This window comes from Streptomyces sp. HUAS MS02 (genome assembly GCF_055702265.1).
In genome coordinates this window covers 3,291,989-3,315,640 of record NZ_CM146747.1, presented here as the reverse complement: position 1 = coordinate 3,315,640, position 23,652 = coordinate 3,291,989, and the positions used below count along the sequence as shown (strand labels likewise).

Below are 23,652 nucleotides of genomic sequence, written 5' to 3'. Positions count from 1 at the left end.
TCATCTGATCAGGTGGTCGGCGGTTCGATGTCCGAGTCGAGTCGTTTCCCGGACAGAATCGCCCGGGTCGTGGGGTGTGCCTCTCCCAACTTCTCCCGGGCCCTCAGCGCGGCCTCCTCCGCCAACTGCCCAGCCTCCTCGGTACGGCCGATCGCCCGCAGGCTCAGGCCCAGGTTGGAGGTGATGCTGATGGCGTCGTAGTGGTCGGGCCCCAGGATGTCGAGGAAGTACCGCCGCGCACGCCGGTCCCAGTCGACCGCCTGCTCCAGTTCGCCCGCCAGAAAGAGGTCGTTCGCGTGATTGATCATGCAGCTCAGGCTGTACGGGTGGCTCTCCCCGGCGATCCGTGACATCTGGTGCAGAGCCCTGTGGGACAGTTCGCATGCGGATTCGGTACTGCCCGTCAGGCGCCGGTACACCGAGAGGTTGGTGGCACAGGCCAGGGTGACGGGATGTTCCGCGCCCAGGTAGGCGCTGTAGCGGTCCATCGCCCGCTCGGCCAGTTGCCGTGCCCGTTGCGGTTCGCCGAGCGCCCCCAGGTCGCAGGCGAGACCGCAGGCCGCGGCGAGCGTGTCTGGGTGCTCCGTGCCGTGCGCCTCGACGTACCGGGAGTGGATGTCCTCGTCGATCTTTCTCGCCTGTTCGTAGTCACCCGCCCGACGCAGCGCCACGGCGAGGTTGCGGCGCGTCCTCAGCGTCTCCATATGGCTGTCCCCGAGGGTCTGTTCGTACCACTGGACGGTGGAGCGCAGCAGGTCCAGGGCTTCCCGCAGACTCCCGGTCTCCCGCAGATCCCGGGCGTAGTTGCTGGCGAACAGCAGGGAGTAGAAGTTGTCCCGGCCGCGGGCATCGCTCTGTTGCCGGTAGGCGAGTTCGTGGAGAGCCAGAGCCGCCCGGCGATCGCCCGCGAGGTACTCCGACATACCGAGGTTGTTGGTGTACATGAGGGTGCGCGGATGGTCGTCCCCCAGTGTCCGCAGGGCTCCCTCGAGGGTCTGACGGTCGAGTTCCCGGGCTTCGAGGTAGCGGCCCAGCGCGCGCAGGTCGGCGGCGACGTTCCCGGCGGCGGCGAGCGTGTGCGCGTAGTCCGGGCCCTTGGTGCGGTGGAACCGCTCGAAGGTGTCGTGGTCGATCTCGTACGCCGTCTCCAGCCGCCCCCTGGAACGGAGCACGTTGCCGAGCTGGATGCGCAGCATCAGGGTCTGTGGGTCGTCGGGGTGCCCGATCCCGCACGCCTTCCAGCGGGCCAGCGTGCGTTCCGCGAGCTCCTGGCCGTCAGTGTGCAGGCCGCGTTTCCACAGGTAACGCACGGAATCGGTGACCCACTTGCGTACCTCGGGGTCCGGGCTCTCGGCTGCCAGGCTGGGCCGCAGATGGGGAAGGAGTTCCGCATAGCGGTCCCAGTCCCCCGGTACGTCGGGGTCGCCCGGGTCGGCGTCCACCAGCGCGGCGTGCACCACACCGCGGGCCTGCGGGGTGCGTATCTCGTCGACCTGGTCGCGGATGACGGCCTGCACCAGCCGGTGCACCGTGAGGGTCGCGCTGCTCTGGTCGCTCTTGGCCAGGCCGAACCGGTTGATCGCCCGGACGAGTTGGGCCACCGCCATCTCGTCGCGCGGTTCACCCGGCGGCAGGGTCAACGCCTTGGTGACGGCCTTGCTGTAGAGGAGTCGCAACGGAATGGGATCGGGTCCGAAGAAGGAGCAGATCTCCAGCATCTCGGCCGCCGCCTGGTTCACCCGGCGCAGCTCGTCCACCGCCAGGTTCCAGGTCGCCGCCGCGGAGCGCGGGTAGTCCCGCTGCGGTAGCCGGGTCGTCTGCAGCACCTCGGTGAGGCGGCCCTTGAGCAGCTCCAGATAGGTGGCCACCGGCATGCTGCTCTCGCTCAGCCACACCGCGGCCTGGGCGACGGCGAGCGGCAGGTCGCCCAGTTCCCTGGCCACCTCGTCGGCGTCGGAGGCCGTGAGCCCGGTGTTGAGGCGGTGCAGCAGATCGGTGCTCTCCTGGCGCTGGAACACCTCGACCTCGACCAGTCCCGCGTCGTTCACCCAGGTCCGGTCACGAGAACTGAGCAGGACGTGTCCGCCGGGCGGCCCGGTCGGGATGAACTCCGCGAGCTGTTCGGGGCGTCCGGCGTTGTCGTAGACCAGGAGCCAGCGGTCGAAGGGTTCTCCCCGGCGCAGCGCCCTCAGCACCGACTCCGCGGTGCTCACCATGTCCTCGCCGACCTCCAGGCCGAGGCGCGGTGCGAGATCGGCGAGGGCCGGGCGGATCAGACCGGGTTGCGCGGCGGTGACCCACCAGACCACGTCGTAGGCCGCTTTGAAGCGGTGTGCATACTCTTGGGCGATTTGCGTCTTTCCTACGCCTCCGAGTCCGTAGAGCACCTGGGTGGTGCTGCCGGAGGTGAAGCCGTTGCGCAGCCGCTCCAGCAGGAAACCCCGGCCGGTGAAGGAGACGTTCCTGGAGGGGACGCGCTGCACCGCGGGGGACGTGCCGGGGAACGGCGGGGCGGGCGAGCCGGGAGCCGGTGCGACGCTGCCCGGGATACGGGCGCGGCGGACCGGGCCGACGACCGACAGCAGCTGGGCCTCGGCCTCCTCGGGGGTGCAGTGGGTGAGATCGGCGGCGAACCGCCCCCCGAAGGGATCCCGAGCAGTGGTTTCGCCCTCCTGGACGCGCACCGCCAGCAGCGATCCGTCGGCGCTCTGATGACCTCGCACCTGCTTCCAGATGTCCTGGGCGCGCCGCTGCACCATGTACTCGGGGGAGAGCAGGGCGAGCAGCCGCCCGCGTCCCTTCAGGACGGGGGCGACCTCGGGCAGCGCCCCGGCGCCCGGTTCGGCGGTGCTGTGCAGCGAGACCTGGTACCCGATGCCCTCCAGCCGGGCCGCGATCCACTCCGCCCACATGCGGTCGCCCGAGGCGTAGCTGACGTGGATGCGCGGCCACGACGTCCTGGGGTCGAGGTAGGCGGCACGCATCCGCTGCCGCTCCTCCTCCGGATGGGGGACGAGGGATCGCACCCGGCCGTCGGTGACCCACGCGGTGAGCCGCTCGAAAGCCGCGAGCAGGTTGCCCGGCTGGGAGGGCCGGTCCCGGACCGTGGTCGGGATCTCGGCGTAGGCGTAGTACTTCTTGTAGGGGATCTCGACCTCTCCCCAGTACTGTTCGTGCTCCGATTCGGCCAGCCAGGCGAGGAACGGTCCGAACTCGGCACGAGCCAGGTCCCGGCCCCATTCGAGCAGTTCCTGTTCGCCGTCCTCGACCCGCATGGGGACCGGAAGGATGCGTACGGGGTGGCGCGCCTCCGCGGCCACCGACTGCGCGACGTCCAGGCCGCCCTCGATGCTCTGGTGGTTCAGCACGAACCCGTCGACGAGGACGTCCGGCATCACGGTGGTGCAGATCCCCGAGATATCGCTGACACCCGTGCGGCTGTCGATGAGGACGTAGTCGTACGAGGCCTTCATCTCCTCCCGCAGCGCCTGGAGGAAGGCGCCGCCGCCCAGGCGTTCGTAGAAGGCGCGCCAGTTGAAGCTGGTGACGTCCGCGGAGTACGACGGGGACATGCGCCCCGCGGGCAGGAAGTCGAGCCGGCCACCCGCGGGGAACCGGAGGTCCAGGCCGGTGGTGCGAGCGCCGAGCCGTGCGTGGGACCGCAGTTCGTCGTCACTCATCACCGTGGCCTCGGCGCCGGAATCCGGCGGCTCCCCGGGGCGTATCACCTGGCCGACGAAGGCGTTCACCATGTTGATCAGGCCGTCGGTGTCCCGCAGTTTCGGGTCGAGGAGGAAAGGGCGCAGATAACGGTGCAGGCCGGGGGCCTCGAGGTCCCAGTCGACCAGCAGCACCCGCTTGCCGTTGCTGGCCATGATCCAGCCGACGTTGACCAGGGCCATCGTGCGGCCTGTGCCACCTTTGTAGGAGTAGAAGGTGACTATCTTGCCGGCGTCCCGAGCCTCGGCCTCAGAGCTCATCGTCCTGATCCTTCTGCAGGGGGGTACGACCCGGCTGCTCGGTCGGATCGTCGGTGCTGGGCGGTGGTGCGTACGGGACGCTGAGTCCAGGCATGGGCGGTACCGACGGTGTGGCGGGCAGCCGGCGCGGAGCGGCCTTCTCCATGAGACGGTTCTGGGCGACCACCACCATGCGGGCCAGCCGGTCCTCGAACCGGTGTCTTTCGACCTGGACCTGGAACAGTGGGTCGTAGGGGTCGTTGCGCCGCATCCAGTTGCGTCTGAAGACCTGCTGGAGGTCGGTCCACAGCGTCTCGTCACCGGATTCCTCGTCCGTCTCGTGACACGGCACGAGTACGCCGGTGACGGGGTGGTTCTGCCGGTCGTAGTCGGACAGCGGAGCGCGGTACTGGCTTTCCCGGGCCGCCCACGCGTCGACCAGCAGCACCGACGTCTGGTTGTTGTTCATGGCCTCGTCGAGCTTCTCGCCGAGGCCCCGGTCGACGACTTCCAGACTGGTGGTGCACCCCTCGTCGATGATGACGCGCTGAGCCCGTAGGGCCACGGTGGGATGGATCGGAGGGTGGTACGGCGTCCAGTCGAGCGGCGAGGGCCCGTAGTACTCGCGCCGCTGCCGGCCCGTGGGCAGGGGGTCGGTGACGCCCGCCGCGATGAACATCCGGACGTGACCCGTGCTGTGTCTCCCCGGCCCCGCGGGTTCCCGTCCCTCGAAGGGGCTGCGCACGGTCCCGAGGTCGAGGCCCTGCGCGCGGGGCAGCCGGAAGTGATCGGCCACGTGGTGCACCCGCTTCGCGACGAGTTCCAGGACGGCGCGGTAGGCGCGGCCCCCGGGGGCGGAACGCAGCAGCCCCATCAGACCCTGCTCCAGGTACTCCTGACCCATCGCCGGTTCGAAGTACTGGTACTTGCTGATCTCCGGCGGCATCGCATGGTGCAGGGGGGTCCACAGGACCGGTATGAGCGCCGGAACCTCAATGTCGGTCTGCTCGCGGTACCTCAGCAGCCGGGATTCGAACGCGGCCCATTCCTTGCCGCAGTAGAGGCTGTTGACGTAACCGGGCGAGCACAGGGCCACCACGGCCCGGCAGTGCCCAATCTCGCTGCCGAGCGTGCTCTCCCAGTCCATGCCCAGGCCGATCCGCTCGATGTCGAGGAACGGCTGTTGTCCGCTGCAGTCCGCGCCCAGACGGCTCAGCTCCGCGACCAGGTCGTCGTAGAAACGGCCCACGAAGGCGCTGCCACGATCGTCCCGGCGCGCATAGCTGAGGAAGAAGTACGGCTCTCGCTCCAAAACACCCCCCGGCCGCCGTATCCGGCCGCAGGCATTTCGCCGCGCCTATGAGCCGGGACACGTGCGTAGCAACGTGATACCCCCCTGATGGGGGGACTCAACGCACCACGGGGGGATGGACAGTAGTTGGCCGAAAGGTGGCGAGGATGGTCGGCGTGTCAGAGAAGTGCTGACGCAAACGCGGCGAAGCTCTCGCCCGAGGGGAAGCGCACGTCGTGGAGCACCGACGCGAGGACCGTGTCCGGCAGGTCGTCCAACGCGTCCATGGGCAGGTCGGTGATGTCCACCAGGTCCGAGACGTACTCGGAGCCGCTCGTCTCTCTCAGCACCTGCAGTGCCTTTCTACCCCGCACGCGCCGACTTCGGCGGGCGTGCCTGTTGTCCGGTGCCACGCCGGAGCACCGGGCGACGGGACAGAGCCTAGTCGCAAGAGCCGGCTCTGTTACGCAGTCCGCAGCCCGGTGCCAGGATATTCGTGCCCTTTGCCGACGGTGATCGGTTGTAGCAGGTCTGGCCGGAGAAGGGCGCTCCCGAGCGGGGCCTGCAGGAAGGCGGGGTTCCGGGGTGTCGATCTCCTGGGGTGGGCAGCTTTTCGGCAGGTAGGTGTGTCGGGCCGGGAGGGGGACCACATGTGGGTGGCATTGGCGATACTCGGCGTGCTCGTCGTGTTCAACGGAGAGTTCCGGGTGCTGGCGGTCGCCGCCGGAGCGCTCCTGTTGTGGGTGGGGCACAAGCGCAGCAGCATGCTGCTGACGGCGGTCGGGGCGGGTTTCCTCGCGCTGATGCTGTACGCGGCGTACTGAGCCCGGCCCGCCCCCGAGGGCCCTCGTCCTCGTCGGTCAGCTCCCCGCCAGCCCCGTCTTCACGCCCGCGCCGCACAGCGGCACCACCGCCGTGCGTGACCCGAGCGCTCCCTCCCGCACCGCCGCCCAGCAGGCCACGCCCGTGGACTCGACGTACAGGCCGCGGGAGGCCAGGTCGCGTTGGGCGTGGCGGATCTGGTCCTCCGTCACGGTGAGGAAGGCGCCGCCCGAGTCGCGTACGGCGCGGAGGATCTGGCGGGCCCGGGGCGGGCGGGGGATGGCGATGCCCTCGGCGAAGGTGGGTGCCACGGGTGTGTCTCCGACGAGGTCGTCGGCTCCCTCGGTCCAGGCGTGGGCGAGCGGCGCCACGGCGGCGGACTGGACGGCGTAGAGGGCGGGTCGGCGGTCGATGAGGCCCGCCGCGTGCAGTTCGGCGACGGCCAGGGACGCGCCCAGCAGCAGCGTGCCGTTGCCCACCGGTACGACGATCACTTCGGGGAGGCGCCCGCCGAGGTCCTCCCACAGTTCGTGGACATATGTCTTGGTGCCGTGCAGGAAGTACGGGTTGTAGACGTGCGAGGCGTAGAAGACGCCGTCCTCGTCCGCCGCCGCGCGGGCGACCCGGGCCGTGGCCTCGCGGTCGCCGTCGACGAGGTGGAGCCGCGCGCCGTGCGCTTCGATCTGCTCCAGCTTCTTGTCCGACGTGCCGACCGGGACGTACACCGTGCAGGGCAGCGCGGCCCGCGCGCAGTACGCGGCGACCGCCGTGCCGGCGTTGCCGCTGCTGTCGGCGATCACCTGCCGGGGCCCCAGCCGCAGGGCCAGCTCGGCGAGGAGCACCGCGCCCCGGTCCTTGAAGGACAGCGTCGGCATCAGGAAGTCGAGCTTGGCCTGGACGCCCTCCCGCAGTTCGACGAGCGGGGTCCGGCCCTCGCCCAGCGAGACCGTGGGCGACGCCAGGGGGAGGCATTCCGCGTAGCGCCAGAGCGAGTTCACCCGGCCGGAGAGGGACTTGAGCGATGCGGGTGTGGGCGCGAAGTCCAGGTCCAGGGGGCCTCGGCAGGCCGGGCAGCACCAGGCGAGGGAGGCGGCGGGGACGCGCGTTCCGTCCGTCGGGCAGAAGCGATCCGGCAGAGGGGTCATGCACGCAGGTTAGTTCGGGCGAGGCGGGTCGGCAGATGCGGCAGTGGTGGCTGGGGTCGCGGCGGAGGGGGAGGGGGAGGGGCGGCGAGGCCGGCCGCGAGCCCCGCGAGCCCGCGTACTTGGCGCCGCCCGGGGGCGCCCGGGGGCGCCCAGGCGTGTTCAACGCGCCCGGCACCCGCTTACCATGCGCCCAGTCGTACGTCAGTTCCCCTCAGTTCCCCGCTACTCGCCGCAAGGAGTACCCGCACCCGTGGCCACACCCCCGCCCCTCGGGCCCCAGCCGCCTCACGGAGGTGGCCCGTTCCCGCCGCCGGGGCAGCCGCTGCCGGAGGGTGGGCAGCCGTATCCGTATGGGGCGGCCGGCGGGCCCTGGGGTCGGGCCTGGGGGCAGCCGTATCCGGCGTGGGCGCCCACCCCGCCCGTCAACGGGCTCGCGATCGCCGCGCTCGTGCTCGGGGTGCTCTGCTTTCTGCCGGGGATCGGGCTGGTCCTGGGCGTCGTCGCGCTGGCGCAGATCAGGAGGAAGGGGGAACGCGGCAAGGGCATGGCGGTGGCCGGAATCGTGCTGTCGACGGTGGGCGCGCTGCTGATGACCCTCGCCTTCACCACGGGCGGCGCGCGCGACGCGTACGACGGCTTCCGCGACGTGGCGAGCGGCGCGGGTGGCACGTTCTCCGTGGCGAAGGGCGAGTGCTTCGACTCGCGCAGCGGCTCCCTGGAGGGGTACGCGTACGACGTCGACATCGTGCCGTGCGACGGTGCGCACGACGCCGAGGTGTTCGCTTCCTTCGCGATGCCGGACGGCGGCGGTGACTTCCCGGGCGACGACGCCGTCACCGATGCCGCCGACGACCGGTGCTACGGGTACTCGGAGGCGTACGCGATGGACACCTGGGCGCTCCCGGACGACGTCGACGTCTACTACTTCACGCCCACGCGGGAGAGCTGGCGGTACGGCGACCGCGAGATCACCTGCATGTTCGGCAACGTCGACCCGAAGGCCCACCTGAGGGGCTCGCTGCGGCAGGACCGGACGACCCTCGACGACGACCAGCTCGCCTTCCTGGAGGCCGACGCGATCCTGAACGGCGCCTTCGACGGGATGCCTGAGACGGAGTACGTCGAGGACGACCTGGCCGGGCACAAGGAGTGGGCCTCACAGGTGGTCGACGCCTTGGAGCGGCAGACGGCCGCCTTGCGCGCGCACGACTGGGAACCCACCGCCGAGCGTGACGTCACCGACTACGCCGAGGCCCTGGACGAGGCGCGCGAGGAGTGGGAGGCGGCGCACGAGGCGGACGACGCCGACGACTTCACCGACCGCTGGGACGCGGCGCACCGACTGACCGACGGATCCAAGGCCATCACCGCGCGCGAGGCTCTGGGGCTGGCCACCGAGCCGCCGACGTACGACGACGAGGACACCGGCGAGGGCGGCGGCGAGGACGGGCCCGGCGCGGAGGTGTGATCGCATCCATAGCGGGGAGAAAGTGCCTGCGTAAAGCCCTCCCCGGGCACATGTCATCACATCGAGTGATTCTCTGGCCTTTGCTTGCATGGCTGAACCCACGGTTGCCAGGCTGTTGCTGTCTGTACATCCAGATGGGAGCGGCCAGTGACTTTCGGTGAGCAGCCGGCGTACTTGCGTGTCGCGGGTGATCTCCGCAGGAAGATCGTGAACGGATCGCTGCCACCGCACACCCGCCTCCCCTCCCAGGCCCGTATCCGCGAGGAGTACGGCGTCTCGGACACGGTCGCGCTGGAGGCCCGCAAGGTCCTCATGGCCGAGGGGCTGGTGGAAGGCCGCTCAGGGTCGGGCACATATGTGCGAGAGCGGCCGGTGCCGCGCCGGGTCGCCCGCTCCGGCTTCCGGCCCGCAGGGGGCGCCACACCCTTCCGGCAGGAGCAGGCCGACGCCGCGGCGCGCGGCACCTGGGAGTCGCGCAGCGAGCAGGTCGAGGCGGGAGGGGCGATCGCCGAGCGGCTCGCGATCCAGCCCGGCGACCGCGTGATGTGCACCAGGTACACCTTCCGGGACGCGGGCGAGACGATGATGCTCTCCACCTCCTGGGAGCCCCTCGCCCTCACCGGCCGCACCCCCGTGATGCTCCCGGAGGAGGGTCCCCTCGGCGGTATGGGCGTCGTCGAGCGCATGGCCGCCATCGACGTGGTCGTGGACAACGTCACCGAGGAGGTCGGCGCCCGCCCCGGCCTGGCCGACGAACTGCTCGCCCTCGGCGGTGTCCCCGGGCATGTCGTCCTGGTCGTCCACCGCACCTACTTCGCCTCCGGGCGCCCGGTGGAGACGGCGGACGTGGTGGTGCCGGCGGACCGTTACCAGGTGGCGTACCACCTGCCGGTGAAGTGAAGCCGGAGAGCGGCCCGTTCGGGAATCCGGCGGAATCCGTGTGTAGCGGACGGTGACGCGGGCATGGGTCAAGTGGCCCTTGCCGGAGGGAAGTTGAAACCACCACAGCCCTGGGGGAACCGTCCGAACGTAGTTCGAATTCGGTCGTTCTTGGCGGCGGGTCGTCGGGGCGCCCGGTAGGTGCCCGTCTCGCGCGAAGGGCGCGGGACCGCTGCTCGTCGGAGCGTTGGGGGGCGCGCGGGTGGTGATCGGCGGCGCGTTCGACGGAGTGCGCCCCCCTCGTCTTGGCTGGTTGCGTACCTCTTTGTGAGAAGTCGGATTCGCTGTGTGAAGGTTAGGCGTACGCTCGGGCATATGCGGATTGCGGTTTCCTTAGGTGGCGGGGCGCGGCGACATCCGGGGGCGGGACCTGGAGGGGCCGGGGCGGGAAGGAGCGGTGGGGGTCGATGAACGACGGCACGATCACTCTTCCCTGGCTCGTCATACGGCAGGACGACAACGGCAATCGCTACCGGGTGGGCAGGTACGCGACGCGCGCAGAAGCGCAGAAGATCGCGGACAGTCTCGACGACCGCGGCCACAAGCAGCTCTACTGGGTCGAACGTATCGGGCAGAACAGCCAGAACGGGATGAGTGGGAGTAAGTGACGCACCCCGCCCGGCGTCCGTGTCCGCTCCCGTAGGCTCCCGCGCATGACCGAACCGATCGTGGTGGTGGGCGCCGCTCTGCTGAGCGGCGGCCGACTGCTCGCCGCGCGCCGCAGCGCACCGCCTGAGCTGGCCGGGCGGTGGGAGCTGCCGGGCGGCAAGGTGGAGCCCGACGAGTCGCCCGAGCAGGCGCTCGTGCGTGAGCTGCGCGAGGAGTTGGGCGTCGAGGCGAAGTCCGCGGAGCGGGTGCCCGGTGAGTGGGTGGTGCGGCCGGGCTATGTGCTGCGCGTGTGGATCGCGCATCTGCTGTCCGGTGAGCCTCGGGCGCTGGAGGACCATGACGAGCTGCGCTGGCTGACCGTGGACGAGGTGTGGGACGTCGACTGGCTGGACCAGGACGTGCCGGCGGTGATGGAGGCGGCGCGGCTGGCTTGGGGGGACGGGGGAGTGTGACCCCGCCGCCCCTTCCGCCCCGACTTCGGCGGCGTCGAAGACTCGGGGCTCTGCCTCGGACCTCGTTCGCGCAGTTCCCGGCGCCCTCATGGGGTGGGGGCGGCATCTGAGGGTTGTCGCCGCTACGCCGTTCGTGCCACAGTGCGCCCTCGTGCGCGGTACTTCGGGCTGGATATCGGGTATGTGCCCATTAACCCCATGAAACCGGACAGGGCCTGCTTCTGGACTGGGAAGTGATCGGCGTGATCGACAGCGGAGACGACTGCGCCGAGTGGACCTTCCCCGCGCAGCCGGGGGCGGTGCGGGACGCTCGTGCGGTGGTGCGGGCGCAGCTGCGCGAGTGGGGGCTGGACGTGCTCGCGGACATCACCGCCCTGTTGGTGAGCGAACTGGTGACCAACGCGCTGAGGCACGCGACGGGACCCATCGGAGTGCGACTCGTGCGTCCCACCGACCCCTCCGGGGCGCTCCTGGTCGAGGTCTCCGACCCGTTGCCCGATCCACCACGCGAACGCGCGGCCGATGTCGACGACGAGAGCGGCCGGGGGCTGCAGTTGGTGGCCTGTTCCTCGCGAGCCTGGGGTACCCGCCCCGGGGAGACGGGCAAGACCGTCTGGTTCGAGCTGGCGGTTCCCGGCTGAGCGACCTTGTCGACGTACTGGGCGATGGCGCGGGTGCACGACGGGGGTTCACGGCGTACGGCAGGGGGGAGGGGGCGGCTCCTGGGGGCGCGCGTGCGACCGACTGGTTCAAGCCAGTAGCGCTGGCTGGAGTCTTTGATTCGAGGGGGCAACGCCTGGTTAGAAGACTTGGGAGTATGTCGCAGCCGGTCCAAAAACGATCGGGACCGTGCTGTGATCGTGAACACCGTGTTGTGCGGCGCCGTAGTGCTGGATACTGCGGGCAGCCGCCCCTGGTGACCGAAGCCGGACGCGGTGAGCTGGAGGGGACGGTTCGCGTGAGCGAGATACCAGCGAAGGCCACGAAGTCCACGGGGTCAGGGAACCCGTCGGACCGCGCGAGGCCCGAGGCCGCAGACGATTCCGGCCTGGGCGGAGCCACTCGCGACAGCGGCGCCGCACGCGACAGTACGGCGGCCGCGTCCGCCGGCGGGGCGGCCGGATCGACCGACGGGGCGGCAGACTCCGCCCAGGGGGCGGTCGGATCCGCCGCCGGGACGGTCGGACCCGCCGACGGGCCGGGTTTCATGGGTGGTCACGCGGCCGGTGACCCGATGTGGCAGACCAGCCCGCCCGGGTCCATGTACGACTACATCAAGGTCGCCTCGTTCTCGATCGGTCCCGACGGACTCGTCGACCAGTGGAGCCTGCGGGCCGAGCAGTTGTTCGGTATTTCGGCGGAACGGGCTCTGGGGATGGATCCCATCGAGTCGTTCGTCGACCCCGATCGGCGTGCGGAGGGCCAGCGGAAGATGGCCGAGGTCCTCGACGGGCGGGAGTGGACCGGGGTGGTCCCCTTCCGTATGCCGGGCCCCGACGGGGAGGAGGGGCTCGCCGAGGTCTATGTGATGCCCACCACCGCGGACGGCGGTGAACGGGCCGCCGTGTGCATCGTCGTGGACGTCCGGACCCTGCGCCGGATAGAGACCGACCTTGCCGCTTCGCAGGCGATATTCGGCCAATCTCCGTTCGGGTTCCTTCTGATAGACACCGATCTGCGGGTCAGGCGCGCCAACCGGCGTTTCGCCTCCATCTACGGTGGCGAGGTCGACGACCACCGGGGCCGAGGCGTCCACGACTATCTGCAGTCCCCGGAGGCCGAGCGGGTCGAGGCGACCCTGCGGCGGGTCATGGAGACCGGCGACTCGATCACGGACATGCACATCACGGGCTTCGTGCCCGGCTCCGAGGAGCGCCGCCACTGGTCCATCAACCTCTTCCGCGTACACAGCGGCACCGGCCGCCCCATCGGCATCGCCTGGCTCGCCACCGACATCACGGCCCGCCGCTCCGCCGCCCGTGAAGCGGCCGCCGCCCGGCGGAATCTCGCCCTCCTCAACGAGGCCGGGACGCGCATCGGCAACTCCCTCGATCTGGAGACCACCGCCCGCGAACTCCTCGACGTCGTCGTCCCCGGCTTCTGCGACCTGGCCACCGTCGACCTCTACCAGGGCCTGCTGGTGGGCGACGAGACACCGCCCGGACTCGCCGACGGCAGCGCCGAGTTGCGCCGGGTCGCCTTCTCCAGCGCCGTCTCCGACGCGCCCTTCGTCGGCGGACCCGCCCCCGTCAGGGTCGGTGCCGTCCACCACTATCCGTTCAACTCGCCCTGCGCGGACGCCCTGCGCACCGCCCGCCCCCAACAGGTGCCCGAGGAGGGCAACCTGATCCAGTCGACGCTCGCCGTGCCGATGGTCGCGCACGACACCGTCGTCGGACTCGTGCAGTTCTCGCGGACCAAGGGCAGTGAGCCGTTCGGGGAGCGCGACCGGGGCCTCGCCGTCGAACTGGCCGCGCGCGCCGCCGTCTGCATCGACAACGCGCGCCTCTACCGGCGCGAACACGAACGCGCCCTCATCCTGCAGCGCTCCCTGCTGCCGCCCGGCGACCCCGAGGCCTCCGGGCTCGACATCGCCTGTCGCTATCTGCCGGGCAACGCGGCCACCGAGGTCGGCGGCGACTGGTTCGACGTCATCGAACTCCCCGGTCACCGCACGGCACTCGTCGTCGGCGACGTGATGGGACGCGGACTGCGGGCAGCGGTGGCCATGGGTGAACTTCGTACGGCCGTACGCACGTTGGCCCTGCTGGACCTGGAGCCCGCCGAGGTCCTCTCGGCGCTCGACGAGATCGCCCGGGGCCTCGGCACCCCCGGCGGCGTCCAGTCGGCCTCCCGCACCGCCGCCAGCCGGCCCCACGACAAGGACCTCTCGGAGGTCTACCTCGCGACGTGCGTCTACGCCGTCTACGACTCGGTGACCCGTCGCTGCACCTTCGCCAACGCCGGCCATCTGCCGCCGGTGCTGGTCGAGCCGGGCGAGAGCGCGCTGATGCTCGACGTGCCGCCCGGCATGCCGCTCGGCGTCGGCGGCGAACCGTTCGAGGAGGTGGAGGTCGAACTACCCGAAGGCGCACTGTTGGCGCTCTACACGGATGGACTGGTCGAATCCCGCGACCACCCCCTCGACGAGGGGCTCCAGGCGTTCGTCGGTGCGCTCACCGACCCCGGACAGCCGCCGACCACGCTCCGCGCGGACACGCCGCGGTCCCTGGAGGACGTGTGCGACCACGTCCTCAACACCCTCGACACCCACCACGGCGAGGACGACATCGCGCTGCTGATGGCCCGTGTGCAGGGGCTGCCGGAGGACTCCGTCGGCGACTGGACCCTGCCGCGTGAGCCGCGCAGCGTGGGACGCGCCCGTGAGTACGCGCGCGGCCGGCTGCTGGCGTGGGATCTGGAACCGCTCGTCGACACCGCGGAACTGCTGGTCAGCGAGCTGGTCACCAATGCGCTGCGGTACGGCGAGGGCGAGATACGGCTGCGGCTGCTGTTGGACCGGACGCTGGTGTGCGAGGTGTGGGACGCCGGGCTCGTGCAGCCGCGTCGGCGTCGTGCACGGGACACGGACGAGGGCGGACGGGGGTTGCAGCTGGTCGGGCTGCTCTCCGCCGCGTGGGGCTCGCGCCGGACGCCTCGCGGCAAGACGGTGTGGTTCGAACTGCCGTTGCCGGGCGGGGAGCACGGGCTGACTGATCCGGCGGAGGCGTTGCTGAGCCTGTTCTAGGGCCGGGGCACGCGGTTCCGTGCGCCCTGACAGGGCGCGGGTGCGACCCGGCTGTTCAGAACCGGCCGCTTCTCGCTCTGCGGGCGCGGGTGGCCGTTCCTCCGTAGCAGGCGGGGCCCCGTAGGTCCGCTCGGCCGGTGCCGTCGGGGGGCTCGCCGAGGATGATGCCGCCCAGGAGAGCTCCGGCGAGGCCGTCACCGACCGGGCCGCCGTACGGGTTGCCGTGGGCCCGTACGTCCTGCTCGGCCAGGTCGCGGGCCTCGCGGGCGAGGGTTTCCGCGCGCCGGGCGTGGTCGGAGTTCTCGGCGTCGCCGGCGTCCAGCATCAGGTGCCGTTCCGCCTCCGACAGCCGGGTCCTGGCCCGTACGCCCACCGCCGCCCGGTGGGTGGTGATGAAGTCGGCCGCGGCCGCGACGGTGCTGCGGGACGGCAGCCGCCAGCGGCCCTGGCGGCGCAGGACGTCGAGGGGGTCGTCGTGCCGGCCCGTGGGGGGCTCGCCCTGCTTGGCCAGCTCGGTGGCGCGGGCCAGCTCCGCGGCGAGCCGCTCCACCCCGGTCACGAACAGGTCCGCCTGGTCGATCGCGCCCTCGGCGGCCCGCAGGTGGACGGCCGCGGTGTCCAGGTCGCCGGGGTAGGCGGACTGACGGGCCCGGTTCAGTTCGGTGGTGGCGAAGACCAGGCGGTCCTTGGCCTGCTCGACGTGGCCGGTGACGGGGAGGGAGGCGGCGGGGGCGTAGGTGTCGCGGAGGGCGGTGAGGGTGGTGGAGGCGGTCGCGGTACGGCCGGTCAGCTCACGGAAGCGGGCCTCCGCGTGCTCCAGGGCGGGGATGATGTCCCGCTCCAGGGAACGGAGTTGATCGAAGGCGGGGGTCGCCGTGTCGAGTCGCCGCTGTGCCGTGGTGCACCGGGTGAGGATCTCCTCCAGCAGCGCGCGCTCCTCTTCGGGCGTCAGCGAGCCGCCCTCCTCGTCCAGCCGCTGGCCCGCCCCGAACGCGGCCACCAGCTCACCCCGCGCGTCCGCCAACGCCTCCACGAACGGCCGCACCGCGTCCCGCGCCGCGGGCGTCTCCACGAAGGGCTGAGCCGGATCGAGCGTGAACGGCTTCGCCTCGTGGGGCCGGCTGGGGCCGACTCCCGTTAGTCTCTCCTCGTCGGACCCGCCGAGGTGGGGCCGGCTGGGGCCGACCGCCGATGGTTTCTCTCGGTGGGACCCGCCGGGGGTGACTGCCGAGGATTTCACCTTGTCCGGCTGCTCCGATTCCGGCTGCTCCGATTCCGGGCTCTCGTGATCCGGCACGTCGGTCGCCGGTTCCTGAGGGGCTGGCTGGTCGGCGTTCGGACTCTCCGCAGCTGGGGCCTCCGTGCCGGGACTTGCGGCGTCCCGTCCGTCTGCGTCCGGCTGTTCCGTGTTCCGTCTGTCCGCGTCGGGCTTCCCGGTGTCCGGCGCGTCGGTGTCCGGCTTCCCCGTGTCCTGCTCGTCGGCTTCCCGCCCCATCGCGTCCGGTTCCGGTGGTCCCTCCCCGAGCGGGGCGCCGGGGGCTCGGCCCGGGCGGGCTGCCGCGAAAGCGAGTTCCTCCGTGCTGGTGCGGATGCTGTCGTCGGTCTCGACGAGCAGGCGTCGGGCGCGGCTGTGCACATCGGACAGGGGGGTGGTGGGAGGCTCGTAGACGCCGGTCGGGGTCGTGCGCAGCCGGGTGCGGCGCCTGCGCCGTACGAGGGAGTACGCGGCGACGGCGACGGCCGTGCCCGCGGCCGCCACCGGCAGGATCAGATCCGAGCCGGAGCTGTCGTCGGCCGGAGCCGCGCTCCTGTCGCCGTCGGTGGCCGGTGCCACGACGAGCCGACCGGGCGCGGCGGCCGCGGGCCACTCGCCGACGGGGGGACCCATGACCCGGGCCACGGACCCGGAAGGGGCGTGCGGGCCCGTGGGGCGCCCCTCCGGGGCCGCCCGTGTCGCCGTGGGCAGCAGGAGCCACGCCAGGGCCACGAGCCCCCCGAACGCGGTGTGGGCCACGCGCACGGCTATGTGGGACGTGGCCCCGCGCGCTCGGCTCCTTCTCAGACGCGACGTCACATTCGGGAGCGTATGACCGGTGCCGGGCGCCCGCGAGCGGGGTGGGCCGGAGTGGGGGAGCCGCCCGGGGCCTCACCCCGTCGAGGAGCGCCTCCTGATCTTCGAGCCCAGCCACACCAGCGGGTCGTACTTGCGGTCCGCCGCCCGCTCCTTCAGCGGGATCAGCGCGTTGTCAGTGATCTTGATGCCCTCGGGGCAGACCTCCGTGCAGCACTTGGTGATGTTGCAGTAGCCGAGCCCGTGCTCGTCCTGGGCGGTCGTCTTGCGGTCGAGCCCGGTGTCGGCCGCCGCGTCCAGGGGGTGCATGTCGAGCTCGGCGACCCGCATCAGGAAGCGGGGGCCGGCGAACGCCGACTTGTTCTCCTCGTGGTCGCGGACGACATGGCAGGTGTCCTGGCACAGGAAGCACTCGATGCACTTGCGGAACTCCTGCGAGCGGTCCACGTCCTCCTGCATCATCCGGTACTCGCCCAGGCCGAGGTCCTCGGGCGGTACGAAGGCCGGGACCTCACGCGCCTTCTGGTAGTTGAAGCCGACGTCGGTGACGAGGTCGCGGACCACGGGGAAGGCGCGCAGGGGGGTGATGGTGATCGTCTCCTCCCGCGTGAACACCGACATGCGGGTCATGCACATCAGCCGGGGCCGCCCGTTGATCTCCGCCGAGCACGAACCGCACTTGCCCGCCTTGCAGTTCCAGCGGACCGCCAGATCGGGGGCCTGGGTGGCCTGGAGGCGGTGGACGATGTCCAGCACCACTTCGCCGTCGTTGACCTCGACCGCGAAGTCCTCCAGACCGCCGCCCCGCACATCGCCCCGCCACACCTTGAAGCGGGCCTCGTAGCTGCTCACTCGTACAGCTCCTCTTCGGCGAGGTACTTGACCAGCTCCTCCTTGTCGAACAGGGCGAGCAGGTCGGGACGGATGGGTTCGGTGGTCTCTCGGGTGAGGGCGATCGCGCCGACGACGGCATCGCCTGGTGCCGCCCCTGTCGCCGTTCCTGTCGCGGCCGTTCCTGTCGTCGGACCGGCCGTGGGATCGGTTGTGGGATCGGCCGCCGGATCGGTGAGCCGGCACAGCAGGTTGATCCGACGCCAGTCGCGGGACATCGTCGGATGGTCCTCGCGGGTGTGACCGCCCCGGGACTCCGTACGCTCCAGCGCGGCCCTCGCCACGCACTCGCTGACCAGCAGCATGTTCCGCAGGTCCAGGGCGAGATGCCAGCCCGGGTTGAACTGCCGGTGCCCCTCGACACCCGCCCGGCGCGCCCGTACCCGCAGATCGGCGAGTCTCGCCAGCGCCTGCTCCATCTCGCCCTCGCGGCGGATGATGCCGACCAGGTCGTTCATGGCCTGCTGAAGTTCCTGGTGGAGGGTGTACGGGTTCTCCGGCGGTGAGCCCCCCGCCGTCTCCGACTGCCCGGGCGCGGGGCCCTCGGCGGAGAACGGGCGCAGCGCCTCGGCGGCGGCCGTGTCGACCTCGATGTCGTCCACCGGAGGGCGCGCACCGGCCAGGCCCGCCGCGTACTCGGCCGCGTGCAGGCCGGCCCGGCGGCCGAAGACCAGCAGGTCGGAGAGGGAGTTGCCGCCCAGCCGGTTGGAGCCGTGCATCCCGCCGGCCACCTCACCGGCCGCGAACAGGCCCGGTACCCCGCGCGCCGCCGCCGTGTCCGACTCGACCGCGATCCCGCCCATCACGTAGTGACAGGTGGGCCCGACCTCCATGGCCTCCGCCGTGATGTCGACGTCCGCCAGCTCCTTGAACTGGTGGTACATGGAGGGGAGTCGGCGCCGGATGGTCTCCGCCGGCATCCGGGTCGACACGTCCAGGAAGACCCCGCCGTGCGGTGAGCCCCGGCCCGCCTTCACCTCGGCGTTGATGGCCCGCGCCACCTCGTCGCGCGGCAGCAGCTCGGGCGGGCGCCGGTTGTGGTCCGGGTCCTCGTACCAGCGGTCGCCCTCCTCCTCGGACTCCGCGTACTTCTCCTTGAAGACGTCCGGGATGTAGTCGAACATGAACCGCTTGTTCTCGGAGTTCCTGAGCACTCCGCCGTCGCCGCGCACCGACTCCGTGACGAGGATGCCCTTCACCGACGGCGGCCAGACCATGCCCGTCGGATGGAACTGCACGAACTCCATGTTCAGCAGCGGCGCGCCCGCGAGCAGCGCCAGCGCGTGCCCGTCACCCGTGTACTCCCACGAGTTCGACGTCACCTTGAAGGACTTGCCGATGCCCCCGGTGGCGATGACGACGGCAGGTGCCTCCAGCACGAAGAAACGCCCCGACTCGCGCTCGTACGCGAACGCCCCGGACACCCGGTCGCCGTCCTTCAGCACCCGGGTGACGGTGCACTCCTGGAAGACCTTCAGCCGGGACTCGTAGTCACCGGTCTCCTTGTGGTCCTCCTGCTGGAGGGCGACGATCTTCTGCTGGAGGGTGCGGATCAGCTCCAGGCCCGTACGGTCGCCGACGTGGGCGAGGCGCGGGTACTCGTGGCCGCCGAAGTTGCGCTGCGAGATCCGGCCGTCCTTCGTACGGTCGAAGAGGGCGCCCCAGGTCTCCAGCTCCCAGACCCGGTCGGGGGCCTCCTTGGCGTGCAGCTCGGCCATCCGCCACTGGTTGAGGAACTTGCCGCCGCGCATGGTGTCGCGGAAGTGGACCTGCCAGTTGTCACCGGAGTTGACGTTGCCCATGGCGGCCGCGATACCGCCCTCGGCCATCACCGTGTGGGCCTTGCCGAACAGGGACTTGCAGATCACGGCCGTACGGGCGCCCCGCTCGCGGGCCTCGATCGCGGCGCGCAGTCCGGCGCCGCCGGCGCCGATCACGACGACGTCCCACTCCTGTCGCTCGACCACGGACATCAGAACAACCTCGGATCGTCGAAGGCGCCGGACGCGACCAGGTACACATAGAAGTCGGCGAGCGCCACGCTCACCAACGAGGCCCAGGCGAGCAGCATGTGACGGGCGTTCAGTCGGCCGACCCACTGCCACATCCGGTAGCGCACGGGATGCTTGGAGAAGTGTTTGAGCTTGCCGCCGACGATGTGCCGGCACGAGTGGCAGGAGAGGGTGTACGCCCAGATCAGCACGATGTTGACGAGGAACACGAGGGTGCCGAGGCCCATGTGGCCCCACTCGTAGTGCTCGTCACGGAACGCGAGGACCGTGTCGTAGGTGAGGATGCCGGCGACCAGCAGGGCGGCGTAGAAGAAGTACCGGTGCAGGTTCTGCAGGATCAGCGGGAAGCGGGTCTCGCCCGAGTACTTCTTGTGCGGCTCGGCCACGGCGCAGGCGGGCGGGGACGCCCAGAAGCCCCGGTAGTAGGCCTTGCGGTAGTAGTAGCAGGTCAAGCGGAAGCCGAGCGGGAAGATCAGGATGATGATCGCCGGTGAGATGCCCCACCAGCCGCCGAAGATCTCCCAGTTGGGGCCGCCGTGCATGGGCTCGCAGCGTTCCGCCAGACAGGGCGAGTAGAACGGCGAGACGTACGGGGCCGCGTAGTAGTGCTCGTCCGCGAAGGCCCGCCAGGTCGAGTACACGATGAAGGCGAGCAGTCCGGCGGCCGTGGCGGCGGGGGCCAGCCACCAGCGGTCGGTGCGCAGATGCGGGGCGGAGATCGCGGCGCGCGTACGGGTCCGCACGCCGCCGCGCTGTGGAAGGGGTTCTGTTGCCGGTGGTTCCGTACCAGTGGCCAACGGGGGACTCCCGGTCGGGTTGGTTGTCGGGGGTGGGCGGACGACGGTGGTCAGGGGGCGCGGCGGCCGCGGGAGCCGAGGCCCTCGTCGTCCGAGTCCGTCCACAGGGAGCTGTCGTACGGGGTGTCGGGGATGGGGACGAGGTCGGGACGGCGCGGCTTCGCCAGGGAGGCGGCGGCGTCGCCGAGCAGCGCGATGCTTTCGCGCAGGTGGTCGGCATCGGTACGGACGCGGCGTATCTCCAGGCCGCTGCCGCCGAGTTGCTGTTCCAGGCGGCGTACGGACCGGGTCAGCTCGTCCAGGCAGCGCCGGACCGACGTCAAGTCGTCGTGCACGGACATGACTTGCCCTCGCTTTCAGGGGGTGTGGGCCCCAAGGCGGCAATGTTCATGCGCCTGCGAGTGTCGCGCGTCACACCTGCCGGTGGGAAGCGGTTTGCGGTTTTCTTTTGCGCGGGTGGGGGTGGGCCGGGTGGGTGCGTTGTCGGGCGCGGCTCCGGTGGGGGTTGCTCGCGCAGCTCCCCGCGCCCCTGAAGATCAGACCCTGCGGGCCTGAAAGACCACGGCTCTGCGGGCCTGAAAGACCATGGCCCTGCGGGCTCGAAAGACCACGGCTCTGCGGGCTTGAAGGGCGACGGGGCCGCGGGATGAAAAGCGCGGGGCACAGCCCCGGCTTTTCAGGGGCGCGGGGAACTGCGCGAGAAGCCCCACCGGAGCCGCACCCGACAACGCACCCACCCGCCCCCACCCCGGAGGGGCCGCGCGGCCAAACGGGTGGGTTCCGGCGCCCCCTCGTCGTGTCGGCGGCCCCGCGCCCGCGTCGTCCTCTTCAGTGGGCCGCATCCGTCTGATCAGCTCCATATACCGCCGAACGTGATCAGAGCCACCCCCGTCCCCGTTCTCCCACCGCGGAGCGAGGAGGTCGCCATGACGCCGATTCCCCACGACCGCGTTCGACCGCGCGCCCCGCGCCGCTCGCTGGTGTTCCTCGCCGCCGGCGTGCTCACGATGCCCGTGCTGAGCGGATGCGGTGAGGAAGATCCGGCGGGCAGGCCCGTCGCCGAGCAGGACATCGCGCCCGCCGCACGGAACCTGGTCGCCGACGGCGGCACCCTCCGCTGGGCCGTGGACGCCGTACCGGAGACGTTGAACACGTTCCAGGCGGACGCCGACCCGGCCACCGCGCGGATCGCCGGCGCCGTACTGCCCTCGATGTACCGCCTGGACCCCAGCGGGCGCCCCGAGCTCAACTCCGACTATGTGGAGTCCGCCAAGGTCGTCGAACGCGAGCCCCGGCAGGTCGTCCTCTACAAACTGAACCAGCAGGCCGTGTGGAGCGACGGCCGGGAGATCGGCGCCGCCGACTTCGCCGCGCAGTGGCGTGCCCTGTCCGGCAAGGACTCCGCGTACTGGACGGCACGGAACGCCGGCTACGAACGCATCGAGAAGATCGAACGGGGCGAGAACGACCTGGAGGTCCGGGTCACCTTCGCCCGTCCGTACGCCGACTGGAAGTCGCTGTTCTCCCCGCTGTACCCGAAACAGGTGATGGGCACCCCGGACTCCTTCAACGACGGCGCCCGCAAGAAGCTCAAGGTCACCGCCGGTCCGTTCGCCCTGAAGGAGATCGACCGCAAGGGCGGCGAGGTCACCCTCACCCGCAACCCCCGCTGGTGGGGCCGCTCCGCCAAGCTCTCGACCCTGGTACTGCGGGCCGTGCCGCGCGACGAGCGGGTCGAGGCGCTCGCCGGTGACAAGGTCGACATCGCCGAGATCGACTCGGTCCAGGCCGAGCGGATCACGCTCGCCCACCGTGACAAGAAGGACACGGGGGCGGCGGGGCCGCTCGCGCAGCGCGAATCCGCGCAGGCGCTGCGCTCCTGGGCCATCGCGCACGGCTCGGACGAGAAGGCCGCCGAGGACGAGATCGGCGCCCGGAAGAAACGGCGCGAGGCCCTCGCCGAGTACACCGCCCAGCAGTCCGCCCTGCGTGGCATCACCGTCCGCCGCTCCCTGGAACCCGCCTACACCCAGCTCGCCCTGAACGGTTCCGACGGCCCCCTCGCCGACGAGCGGGTCCGCCGCGCCGTGGCCCGCGCGATCGACCGGGAGAAGCTCGCCGAGCTCGTCCTGAAGCCGCTCGGGCTGCCCGCCGTCCCCGTCGGCAGCCACCTCGCCCTCGCCGGCCAGGCCGCCTACGCCGACAACAGCGGCGCCCTCGGCGACCAGGACACCGACGAGGCGCGCGCCCTCCTCGCCGACGCCGGCTGGGAACAGGGCGGCCCCCTCGCGCCCGGCAAGAAGGCAGCCGGAGCGGAGGGCGAACAGGAGCACGGCTCCAAGGACGTCAAGGACGCCAAGGACTCCGAGGACAAGGACGCCAAGGACGCCAAGGACGCCAAGGACAAGGAGAGCAAGGACTCCGGGGACTCCAAGGGCTCCGAGGACTCGAAGGGCTCCCAGGACTCCCGGGAGTCCGCGCACGAGAGCACCTACATCGTCGGCCAGGACGACAAGCCCTCCGACGCCGGTCTCGACGCCGGTCTCGACGCCGACGTCGACGAGAAGGAGGGCGAGCGGGGCGCGAACCTCGCTCAGGACGGCAAGCAGTTCAAGCCGGGCGGGGTGCCCGGCGCGTACGCGCCGCGCGGGACGCGGGCGCCCGCCGATGCCGCCAAGGGGCCCCTCGCCAAGAACGGCAAGCTGCTGACCCTGCGGTTCGTGCTGCCGTCGGGCCCGGGCACCGAGTCGCTGCGGGCCGTCGGCGAGCGGATCGCGGCGATGCTGGACCGCGTCGGGATCCGTACGGAGATCTCCAAGGTCGCGGACGAGAGCTACTTCAAGGACCACATCGCGAACGGGCAGTACGACCTCGCGCTGTACTCCTGGCCGACCTCCGCCTACCCCGCCACCGACGCCCGGCCGATCTACGCCAAGCCGGTGCCCGCCGCCGACGGCTCGCTGAACGTCGAGCAGAACTACACGCGCGTCGGCACCGACCGGGTCGACCAGCTCTTCGACCAGGCCGTGGCCAGCCTCGACGAGGGCAGGACGCGCTCCCTGATCCGCAAGGCGGACGCCCGCATCTGGGCCGCCGCCGGGTCCATCCCCCTCTACCAGCGGCCCCAGCTGGTCGCCGTCCGCACCGGCCTCGCGAACGCGGGCGCCTTCGGCTTCCAGACCCCGTACTACGAGGACATGGGCTTCCTGAAGAAGGGCGCCAAGGGGCCGGCGCGGCCCACCGGCGAGCAGTCCGCCGATCGGAAGTCCGCCGAAGAGCAGCCCACCGACAAGCAGCCCACCGACAAGCAGCCCGCCGACAGGTAGCGGACCGTCCCCGACGGACCCCGGCCGCCGCCCCGTACCGCACGGGGCGGCGGCCGGCGTACGCGCGCCGGGCGGCCCAGAACCCGTCTGAGCTGGGGCTGAGCCGGTCCGAGCTGGGCCGG

17 protein-coding genes are annotated in these 23,652 nt (G+C 71.2%); 8 read left to right on the top strand and 9 right to left on the bottom strand.

Annotation, left to right across the window (positions count from 1 at the left end):
• Nucleotides 1-8 precede the first annotated feature (8 nt).
• The 3 genes from fxsT to fxsA form a co-directional block, all read right to left on the bottom strand.
• Nucleotides 9-3,980 carry an FxSxx-COOH system tetratricopeptide repeat protein gene (fxsT, locus tag ACZ9QC_RS14010; protein WP_472920442.1) on the bottom strand — a complete coding sequence of 1,324 codons (3,972 nt, stop codon included), beginning with the start codon at nucleotides 3,978-3,980 and terminating at the stop codon, nucleotides 9-11.
• On the bottom strand, nucleotides 3,970-5,271 hold the full coding sequence (locus ACZ9QC_RS14005; RefSeq protein ID WP_472920441.1) for a TIR-like protein FxsC: 1,302 nt from the start codon (nucleotides 5,269-5,271) through the stop codon (nucleotides 3,970-3,972). The genes fxsT and ACZ9QC_RS14005 overlap by 11 nt, the downstream gene beginning before the upstream one ends.
• A gap of 158 nt (nucleotides 5,272-5,429) precedes the next feature.
• Nucleotides 5,430-5,600, bottom strand: a complete 171-nt coding sequence (gene fxsA / locus ACZ9QC_RS14000) for an FxSxx-COOH cyclophane-containing RiPP peptide (RefSeq protein WP_472920440.1) — start codon at nucleotides 5,598-5,600, stop codon at nucleotides 5,430-5,432.
• 306 nt (nucleotides 5,601-5,906) lie between these two features.
• Between fxsA and ACZ9QC_RS13995 the strand changes: the two genes are divergently transcribed.
• The gene (locus ACZ9QC_RS13995) at nucleotides 5,907-6,074 is read left to right on the top strand and encodes a hypothetical protein (RefSeq protein WP_230220345.1); all 168 of its coding nucleotides are present in this window, start codon (nucleotides 5,907-5,909) and stop codon (nucleotides 6,072-6,074) included.
• A 36-nt stretch (nucleotides 6,075-6,110) separates the two neighbouring features.
• Here the strand turns inward: ACZ9QC_RS13995 and ACZ9QC_RS13990 are convergent, their stop codons facing one another.
• Entirely contained in the window at nucleotides 6,111-7,217 is a 1,107-nt protein-coding gene (locus tag ACZ9QC_RS13990; RefSeq protein WP_472920439.1) for a threonine synthase, read from the bottom strand.
• 250 nt (nucleotides 7,218-7,467) lie between these two features.
• Between ACZ9QC_RS13990 and ACZ9QC_RS13985 the strand changes: the two genes are divergently transcribed.
• From ACZ9QC_RS13985 to ACZ9QC_RS13960, 6 genes are all read left to right on the top strand, one after another.
• Nucleotides 7,468-8,685 carry a DUF4190 domain-containing protein gene (locus ACZ9QC_RS13985; RefSeq protein ID WP_472920438.1) on the top strand — a complete coding sequence of 406 codons (1,218 nt, stop codon included), beginning with the start codon at nucleotides 7,468-7,470 and terminating at the stop codon, nucleotides 8,683-8,685.
• A 147-nt stretch (nucleotides 8,686-8,832) separates the two neighbouring features.
• The gene (locus ACZ9QC_RS13980) at nucleotides 8,833-9,585 is read left to right on the top strand and encodes a GntR family transcriptional regulator (RefSeq protein WP_472920437.1); all 753 of its coding nucleotides are present in this window, start codon (nucleotides 8,833-8,835) and stop codon (nucleotides 9,583-9,585) included.
• A 446-nt stretch (nucleotides 9,586-10,031) separates the two neighbouring features.
• The gene (locus tag ACZ9QC_RS13975; protein ID WP_472920436.1) at nucleotides 10,032-10,232 is read left to right on the top strand and encodes an SPOR domain-containing protein; all 201 of its coding nucleotides are present in this window, start codon (nucleotides 10,032-10,034) and stop codon (nucleotides 10,230-10,232) included.
• A 45-nt stretch (nucleotides 10,233-10,277) separates the two neighbouring features.
• On the top strand, nucleotides 10,278-10,685 hold the full coding sequence (locus ACZ9QC_RS13970) for a (deoxy)nucleoside triphosphate pyrophosphohydrolase (RefSeq protein ID WP_033525549.1): 408 nt from the start codon (nucleotides 10,278-10,280) through the stop codon (nucleotides 10,683-10,685).
• Nucleotides 10,686-10,918: 233 nt separating this feature from the next.
• Complete coding sequence (locus tag ACZ9QC_RS13965) at nucleotides 10,919-11,326, top strand: ATP-binding protein (RefSeq protein ID WP_472920435.1); 408 nt, start codon at nucleotides 10,919-10,921, stop codon at nucleotides 11,324-11,326.
• Between the two features lie 317 nt (nucleotides 11,327-11,643).
• Nucleotides 11,644-14,433, top strand: coding sequence for a SpoIIE family protein phosphatase (locus ACZ9QC_RS13960; RefSeq protein ID WP_472920434.1), 2,790 nt, complete (start codon nucleotides 11,644-11,646; stop codon nucleotides 14,431-14,433).
• A gap of 55 nt (nucleotides 14,434-14,488) precedes the next feature.
• Here ACZ9QC_RS13960 and ACZ9QC_RS13955 read toward each other — a convergent pair whose 3' ends face one another.
• The 5 genes from ACZ9QC_RS13955 to ACZ9QC_RS13935 all read right to left on the bottom strand — a co-directional run bounded on the left by ACZ9QC_RS13955 (nucleotide 14,489) and on the right by ACZ9QC_RS13935 (nucleotide 20,545).
• Nucleotides 14,489-16,447 carry a hypothetical protein gene (locus ACZ9QC_RS13955; protein ID WP_472920433.1) on the bottom strand — a complete coding sequence of 653 codons (1,959 nt, stop codon included), beginning with the start codon at nucleotides 16,445-16,447 and terminating at the stop codon, nucleotides 14,489-14,491.
• Between the two features lie 132 nt (nucleotides 16,448-16,579).
• Nucleotides 16,580-17,356, bottom strand: a complete 777-nt coding sequence (locus ACZ9QC_RS13950; protein ID WP_472920432.1) for a succinate dehydrogenase/fumarate reductase iron-sulfur subunit — start codon at nucleotides 17,354-17,356, stop codon at nucleotides 16,580-16,582.
• Nucleotides 17,353-19,368 (bottom strand): fumarate reductase/succinate dehydrogenase flavoprotein subunit, encoded by a 2,016-nt coding sequence (locus ACZ9QC_RS13945; protein WP_472920431.1) that lies wholly within the window; start codon nucleotides 19,366-19,368, stop codon nucleotides 17,353-17,355. The genes ACZ9QC_RS13950 and ACZ9QC_RS13945 overlap by 4 nt, the downstream gene beginning before the upstream one ends.
• Nucleotides 19,368-20,204 carry a hypothetical protein gene (locus tag ACZ9QC_RS13940; RefSeq protein WP_184899068.1) on the bottom strand — a complete coding sequence of 279 codons (837 nt, stop codon included), beginning with the start codon at nucleotides 20,202-20,204 and terminating at the stop codon, nucleotides 19,368-19,370. The genes ACZ9QC_RS13945 and ACZ9QC_RS13940 overlap by 1 nt, the downstream gene beginning before the upstream one ends.
• A 50-nt stretch (nucleotides 20,205-20,254) precedes the next feature.
• Entirely contained in the window at nucleotides 20,255-20,545 is a 291-nt protein-coding gene (locus ACZ9QC_RS13935; RefSeq protein WP_472920430.1) for a hypothetical protein, read from the bottom strand.
• A 585-nt stretch (nucleotides 20,546-21,130) separates the two neighbouring features.
• On the opposite strand from ACZ9QC_RS13935, the gene ACZ9QC_RS13930 reads away from it, so the two are divergent.
• Entirely contained in the window at nucleotides 21,131-23,530 is a 2,400-nt protein-coding gene (locus ACZ9QC_RS13930) for an ABC transporter family substrate-binding protein (RefSeq protein ID WP_472920429.1), read from the top strand.
• Nucleotides 23,531-23,652: the final 122 nt, after the last annotated feature.

Excerpts from the sequence above, each read along its gene's own strand:
- fxsT (WP_472920442.1), bottom strand. The coding sequence starts at position 3,980 with ATGAGCTCTGAGGCCGAGGCTCGGGACGCCGGCAAGATAGTCACCTTC.
- ACZ9QC_RS13990 (WP_472920439.1), bottom strand. The coding sequence starts at position 7,217 with ATGACCCCTCTGCCGGATCGCTTCTGCCCGACGGACGGAACGCGCGTC.
- ACZ9QC_RS13975 (WP_472920436.1), top strand. The coding sequence starts at position 10,032 with ATGAACGACGGCACGATCACTCTTCCCTGGCTCGTCATACGGCAGGAC.
- ACZ9QC_RS13970 (WP_033525549.1), top strand. The coding sequence starts at position 10,278 with ATGACCGAACCGATCGTGGTGGTGGGCGCCGCTCTGCTGAGCGGCGGC.
- ACZ9QC_RS13945 (WP_472920431.1), bottom strand. The coding sequence starts at position 19,368 with ATGTCCGTGGTCGAGCGACAGGAGTGGGACGTCGTCGTGATCGGCGCC.
- ACZ9QC_RS13935 (WP_472920430.1), bottom strand. The coding sequence starts at position 20,545 with ATGTCCGTGCACGACGACTTGACGTCGGTCCGGCGCTGCCTGGACGAG.
- ACZ9QC_RS13930 (WP_472920429.1), top strand. The coding sequence starts at position 21,131 with ATGACGCCGATTCCCCACGACCGCGTTCGACCGCGCGCCCCGCGCCGC.